Here is a 5,813-nt window from a genome sequence, read left to right on the forward strand (position 1 = left end):
GACCAGGTCGTGCGTGCGATGTCGATCGCGATGGGCGTGACGGCGTGGCTGGTGATCATGCCCTTGAGTCTTGCCACGCTGGCAACGGGCCTGACACAAGCGTTGGGCACCGCCTGGGGACTGCTGCGCCACTACTGGGTGCTCTTCAAACTTTTGCTGACAGCAGTGGCCACCGTCGTGCTGCTGCTGAAGCTGGGGCCGATCAGTGTGTTGGCCGGAGCGGCCGGTAGTGCAACATTTTCCGGCTCGGATCTCCTCGGCCTTCGAACATCCCTCACTCTGCACGCGGCGGCCGGATTGGTTGTACTGCTGGCGGCCGTCGGGCTGGCGATCTATAAGCCGGCGGGACTCGTGAGGAAAGTGCCGCTCGGCTCGGGGACCGCCTATGCCATCCCTCTATGGGTCAAGGTCGTTGGAGCCTGTATCGGCGTCCTGATGCTGATGGTTGTGATCATGATGCTTTTGGGCGGCCACGGGCCGAATGCTCACCTTCCGTAGCGCACAGCCCCTAAGGTCGTCGGACCGTCGGAGCCGAGCCGCCTGAGCTGAAGTCAGCTGAGGTTGATGTGGATGCGAGAAGTGGCTTCCACGTTGCCGCGTCGCTCCAGACTTTCCAGCCATTTCAGCGCCTGCTCCGACCAGAGCTGATGGGTCACTTCGTTGCGCACGACGCCCTTGCTCGAACCTGCACCTTGCAGGAAAAACGGGTCGAAGGCTCTTGCAAACTGGGTTCTGGCTTCGTCTTCGTTGCGAGCGTGCGAAATGTGCCCGAAGAATGTGCGGCCCTCTCCGGTGGCGAAGTAGTCAGCCCAGACCGTCCAAAGGCATTGCCCGGGTTCGCCATGCATCTCTGCTTCTCTGTTTGTCCGATGGGGCGCACCAGTCCGTCGAGGCTCGATAGGCCTTGCACCGAAGACCGCGGCCCGACCAATCAATTCCTCTACCGCTTCGTCGGTCAGCCCCACCCGCCCGTCGGTCAGCACGAGATGCGCACAATCCGGACTGAATCGCCAACTCTCGTCGTCCAATGCCATCCACGCGTCGGAGCCTGGCGGGACTCCGACCAGATGGGAGCGTCTTCGCATCCAGGCCGTACATTCGGCTTCGCGCACGTAAGACCAAAGGCGCGTTGGCAGCAATTCCACGGGCACCTGAACGGGCGTGCGACCGATGACACGGTTCCGCACACTGGCAGGGAACAGCTCGCGCAAGGCCTTCAGCGAGCGTGTTTCTCGCCAGGACGATGACACGACGATCCGCAGCCCCGGAATGCGCTGCATCAAATGTTCCAACGAGCCCATCCGGCAAAACAGCGGCCGCTCCGGATCCAGTTGCGCCGGATGAAGCACGCCGTCGAAGTCCAGGAAAAGGATGAAGTGGCCCTGATCCTTAGTCATGCCACCTCCACGACCAAGTCAGGAATGAACCGAGCATTCTCAAAGGCAGCATCCTTCCCTCCGCCCATGGGATACCCTCGCGGATTGCAGACGACGCGGGTTCCCTTTCCGGACGGCGCATCAACTCCTGCGCTCTGCGCCCCCAAGACGAAGTCGACCGAGTCGTGCGTATGGCCGTGCACCCACAGATCGGCCCGAGTGATTGCATCCTCTGGCACCAGGGTCACGAACCCTGGCGTCAAAGCGTCATCGACGTACCGCTCCGCCACCGAGTTCCGATGCGGCAGGTGGTGGGTCACGACCACTGTCGGCCCCGCAAAGTCCTGCTCCAGTTGCGCAGTCAGCCACGCCAGGCTTTCTTCCGAACGTAGACGTACATGCAACGGCGACAGGTTGTGGCGGCTGCTGTTCCAATGAAGGCCCGGCACGGGATCCGCTTTGATGCGCCGGCAATCCATCAGGCCGACTTTGTAGTCCAGTTCGGCCCGATGGCGCATTGCGGCATCGAAATAGAGGAAGTCAGCCCACAGCGAAGTGCCCAGGATGCGAACTCCGTCCAATTCGATTGCATCGTTTTCCAGAAAATGAATGTCGAGTTCTTCGGAAGCTGAGCGCATCTCCGCCAGGGTTCTTGTCCAGTGGCCTCCGTAGTACTCGTGGTTGCCGGCCACGTAGATCACCTCTTTCCCCGGAAATGAGGCATGAGCCCAGTGCAAGCCCGCCACACCCTTGTGAATGTCGCCAGCCAGAATGACCACGTTGGCCTGCTGCACCGCTGCCGGGTTGGGCACGAACGGCGCGAATTCAACATGCAGATCGCTCAAGATGAGGAGGTTCATGACGCGGCGCCCCCTACCCCAGCAGCGTTCCCTTGGGACCGGGAGCGCCGCTCGCAGGGATCACATGTCGTGTGGCTCCATGCGCCCTGCCGCAGCGTCCCGGAAGCTCCGCAACTTTGACATGTGCGAGCTGATTCGGCCTCAGCCTGTGCGACGAGCGCGTCAACCGCATTGGCTGGGAATGGAACTGCAGGTCTAGCTGGGGAATCCATTCGGATGTGACCACCCGGGTGCACCAAATCCACGGTAAGTCTGATCTGATCGTCGACCTCCCAATAGAACCGCAACGCACCATATTTTTCCTTGATCTGAGATACCTTGAATCGCAGCGCCTCTGCGTCGCCCAGGTGCAGATCGAGCTGTACGCACAGTCTTGTCACCAGGCCCAGCCAACCGATCGGTACGTGAGATGGGATCTCGGGCGGGCGGCCTTTGAACAAGCGCGGGAACCGGGTGACCAAGACGTTCACAAGAGCGGTTTCAGGGAATTCGTTCATGGAGCACTCCTTGGAATTGCGGACGTAGCGTTGAGACGTGTGGCTTGTCTATTTGATCCACTTGGGCAAGGGCGACACGGAAGACGCGCGGTGCGGCTCACTCTGGTTCCCCTCGCAGCGCCTTTCCCCACCGCGGTTCACACTGGTCGCAGCTCACCCGCATCCAGCCCGACTCACGCAGCAGTCCCGGCGTGCCACAGGCCATGCAGGTGCGTTTCGACTTTTCTCGGGCCGTCGAAACCAGGGCGCGCAAGGCTTGATCGCGCCGAAGCCTTGAACCGGGCCAAAGCGGGTGCGGACGCTGGCCTCGCAGCCAAAAGTGGACAACGAAGACGCCGAATTTTTCCTTCAGCTGTTGCAGCTCGAAAGCACCCGCATCCGCATCGTTCAGCAAGTTATCGATGCCAACCAGCAGCTCGATGGCCAGGTCGTCCCAGCCTCGGGCGAACTCGAACGGAGGCAGGCCGTTTTGCAGGATGCGCGGGCAGCGCTCCAGGTAGCGGCTGCGCCTCTGGTCGTCGGTGTATTGAAATTCGGGCATGGTCTCTCCTTGTTTCAATGCATCCGCTGTGGCTCGCGGTGCTCGCGCGCCCAGTCCGCGAGGTAGCGTTGAACAATCGTGCGAAGGGCCCGCACGTTGTCTGCGCCGGCGTCACAGATTGCCGCCGGCGGGTCGGGCAGCGTCCCTGGCGGCAGCTTCCACTGCCGCTCCATCTCCCGGGTAAGACCGGCGGCGATGCTGGGTAGGTGCTCCCGCCCGGGCGCAGGGATGTACAGCGGCTGCATGCGAGACAGCAGAGGCCGGCTGATGGACGCCAGGGAGTTGGCGGTCGCCCAGAAGTTGACCCGAGAGAGGTCGCAGTTCACCAGCAGATACCCGTCCCGCCAGCGGCTGGCCGTCTCCGGCTCCAGAAGTCCGAGCAGCTGCGCGTCGATGGATCCGCCGTTGTAGTGCCGGCCGATCTTGTCCACCTCGTCAAGCAGAACCAGAGGCGAGGCGCTGCGACTCTGGACCATGAGTCGCAAGATGGGTGACGCGTCTGCGGTGGCCCACCCGCGCGCGGTCCCGGCTAGCAGCTTGCTGTCGCTGGTGCCGCCCAGGGCCAATGGCATGTAGGGCAAGCCCAGGCGCTCGGCAAGCCGGCGCACGAAGCGCGATTTGCCGGAGCCGGGCGGGCCGACCAGAAGGGTCGGCGGGACCATCAGTTCCTCCACGCCCAGCAGACTTGCCGTGGTGAGGTGTCGGCGCAGGTGTTCGACGGCCTGCGTGGCCCAGGGGAATTCGGCCTCCATTTGGGCGAAGTGCTCCGCCAAGGCCTCGCGCCCCGGCATGCGTGCGACGGGCATGGCTTTGCGCAGTCGTTCGTAGGTGCGGAGGCTTTCCTGGTCGTACTTTTCCGTGGAGGGCGGAATGGGCTCGCGCACGATCCGGATGAAACCCGGTGGCTCCGGCCCTTCGACCAAATTGATCTCCGGGACCGGGGTCGGCGCGGCTGGAGCCAGCTCAGCGCTCTGAAGGTGACCACGCAGGTGCATCAGGACCTGCGCAGGCATGCACGAACCCCAGTACACCTCGTGGACGGACTCTTCGCGATGGCGCAGGTGTTCGCCCAGAGCGCGCCAGACCGACAACCCAACGCCTTCGATAAAGAACAAGTTGTCGGCGGGATGCATCACGGTGTTGCGCCCCAGGGGCGTGCCGTGGACCGAGGTGATGACCAGCATGGCAATCACCTCCTTGCAGGCTTCAACCGACCACTTCTCCAGGGTGCCCTCTGCGATCGCCTGGGCAGCCAACTCCACAGCTTGAACGGCAGCTGCGGAGCATTCCCTCGGAATCGAAAGGGGCGGGTTCTTTCCGGCGACCTGGCTTCCCCCATAGGAGAGTTGCGGAAGGCGTTGCTCCTCCACGTGTGAAGTCGGGTGCAGCCAGAAACGGGGCTCGATTCGAACTTCCGCGCGTTTGAGCTCAACAACGAACAGTGCATGCATCAGGCGTGGCGTCGGCACCGACTCGCGTAAGAACTTGAGCAGTTCGAGTTTGAAGCAGCGGTTGCTTTCGCCGTCCGTACTCATGAAGTCGATTTCCCGGAGCAGTCCGAGCGCGAGCGCTTCGAGTTCGTCGGCCGTCTGGGATACGCGCTTTTCGGAGTTGACCAGCTTGCGCAAATCTCGCCGGAACAGCCGCTGCCTGCGCAGCAGGTCTGCGTCGCCTGCCGCAAGGCGAAGCTGGGGATGGGCGAAGTGCTGAGGAGAGCCCGCCTGACCCGCCGGGCGACGCATCGCCGGGAAGGGTGAAATCGGCTTCATGACGGCAACTCCGAGAGCACGAACGCAGCCCGTCCATCCGAGGCACCCGAGGGGCCAGGTGAATCGAGAAGTTGGAGAGACAGTTGCATCACAACGAGCTCCTGCAAAAAGAATGGCAGTCGCCGCGTGGATCGATCAGTCGATCAGCGATGCAGCGGCCTGCCCGGGGGCATGACAAGATTCATTGAGACTGGAGAGAGGGGCTGCGCCCCGCCGGCAACTGACTAATTTCGGCCGGACCGGCGCAGCACCCTAGTGGAGCTGGCGTATGTGAACCGCATCGACATCGCCAAGACTGCCCGCTTGACGCCTACACGTATGCACAGGTCTCGCCGCGTTGCGACGGAGACAGCAGAGCAGGTTGTGGGTTGCATGACAGGCGGGTCGGAAAGTGGTTGCGGCGTGATGAAATTTGAACCGAAATGCGCGACCTTGTCAAAAAAAGCAATAAACGCGGGCGCATATTCAGCCAGCCCTCCGCACAGTCCGAGACCAAGCTGCTGCTGTATTCGGCAAGCGCACTACGCCCCTTGTGCCTGCCACTGAAGCAACCCCAGGGGCGGCCGCAACCGTCGCGCAGCGGCCACCACCTCTCCCGGGGCCACGGCCAACAGTTCACGTGGTCTCTTTCCGTCGAGCAACGCGGTCGGTTTCTCGAACCACCGGGCCAGCTCGAGATCATCCGCGTGTGGAAGCGCCCTGAGGATAGTGGTCATCTCGCGAAGCGGCCGGAATCCCGGACCAAAGCCATACCTTGGAAAGTATTCAAT

General features: G+C 62.6%; 6 protein-coding genes. 2 read left to right on the forward strand and 4 right to left on the reverse strand.

Annotation, left to right across the window (positions count from 1 at the left end; genetic code table 11):
• On the forward strand, nucleotides 1–498 hold a 498-nt coding region (locus FN976_RS29085; protein ID WP_186511274.1), incomplete at its 5' end, for a hypothetical protein.
• A 53-nt stretch (nucleotides 499–551) separates the two neighbouring features.
• Here FN976_RS29085 and FN976_RS28595 read toward each other — a convergent pair.
• The 4 genes from FN976_RS28595 to FN976_RS28610 all read right to left on the reverse strand — a co-directional run bounded on the left by FN976_RS28595 (nucleotide 552) and on the right by FN976_RS28610 (nucleotide 5,043).
• Nucleotides 552–1,397 (reverse strand): HAD domain-containing protein, encoded by an 846-nt coding sequence (locus tag FN976_RS28595; RefSeq protein ID WP_145897485.1) that lies wholly within the window; start codon nucleotides 1,395–1,397, stop codon nucleotides 552–554.
• Complete coding sequence (locus FN976_RS28600) at nucleotides 1,394–2,236, reverse strand: metallophosphoesterase (protein ID WP_145897487.1); 843 nt, start codon at nucleotides 2,234–2,236, stop codon at nucleotides 1,394–1,396. Before FN976_RS28600 ends, FN976_RS28595 begins: the two co-directional genes overlap by 4 nt.
• Nucleotides 2,237–2,830: 594 nt before the next feature.
• Entirely contained in the window at nucleotides 2,831–3,274 is a 444-nt protein-coding gene (locus FN976_RS28605) for a hypothetical protein (protein WP_145897489.1), read from the reverse strand.
• A 14-nt stretch (nucleotides 3,275–3,288) separates the two neighbouring features.
• Entirely contained in the window at nucleotides 3,289–5,043 is a 1,755-nt protein-coding gene (locus FN976_RS28610) for an AAA family ATPase (protein ID WP_145897491.1), read from the reverse strand.
• 422 nt (nucleotides 5,044–5,465) lie between these two features.
• Here FN976_RS28610 and FN976_RS29310 point away from each other — a divergent pair.
• Nucleotides 5,466–5,813, forward strand: a 348-nt coding sequence (locus FN976_RS29310) for a hypothetical protein (protein WP_222432904.1), incomplete at its 3' end; no start/stop codon positions are given.

The sequence above is a fragment of the Caenimonas sedimenti genome, from assembly GCF_007833165.1.
GTDB classification, from domain to species: Bacteria; Pseudomonadota; Gammaproteobacteria; order Burkholderiales; family Burkholderiaceae_C; genus Ramlibacter; species Ramlibacter sedimenti.

Bases quoted from the DNA above. Each gene is read 5' to 3' on its own strand.
- FN976_RS28605 (WP_145897489.1), bottom strand. From the start codon at position 3,274: ATGCCCGAATTTCAATACACCGACGACCAGAGGCGCAGCCGCTACCTG.
- FN976_RS28600 (WP_145897487.1), bottom strand. From the start codon at position 2,236: ATGAACCTCCTCATCTTGAGCGATCTGCATGTTGAATTCGCGCCGTTC.
- FN976_RS28595 (WP_145897485.1), bottom strand. From the start codon at position 1,397: ATGACTAAGGATCAGGGCCACTTCATCCTTTTCCTGGACTTCGACGGC.
- FN976_RS28610 (WP_145897491.1), bottom strand. From the start codon at position 5,043: ATGAAGCCGATTTCACCCTTCCCGGCGATGCGTCGCCCGGCGGGTCAG.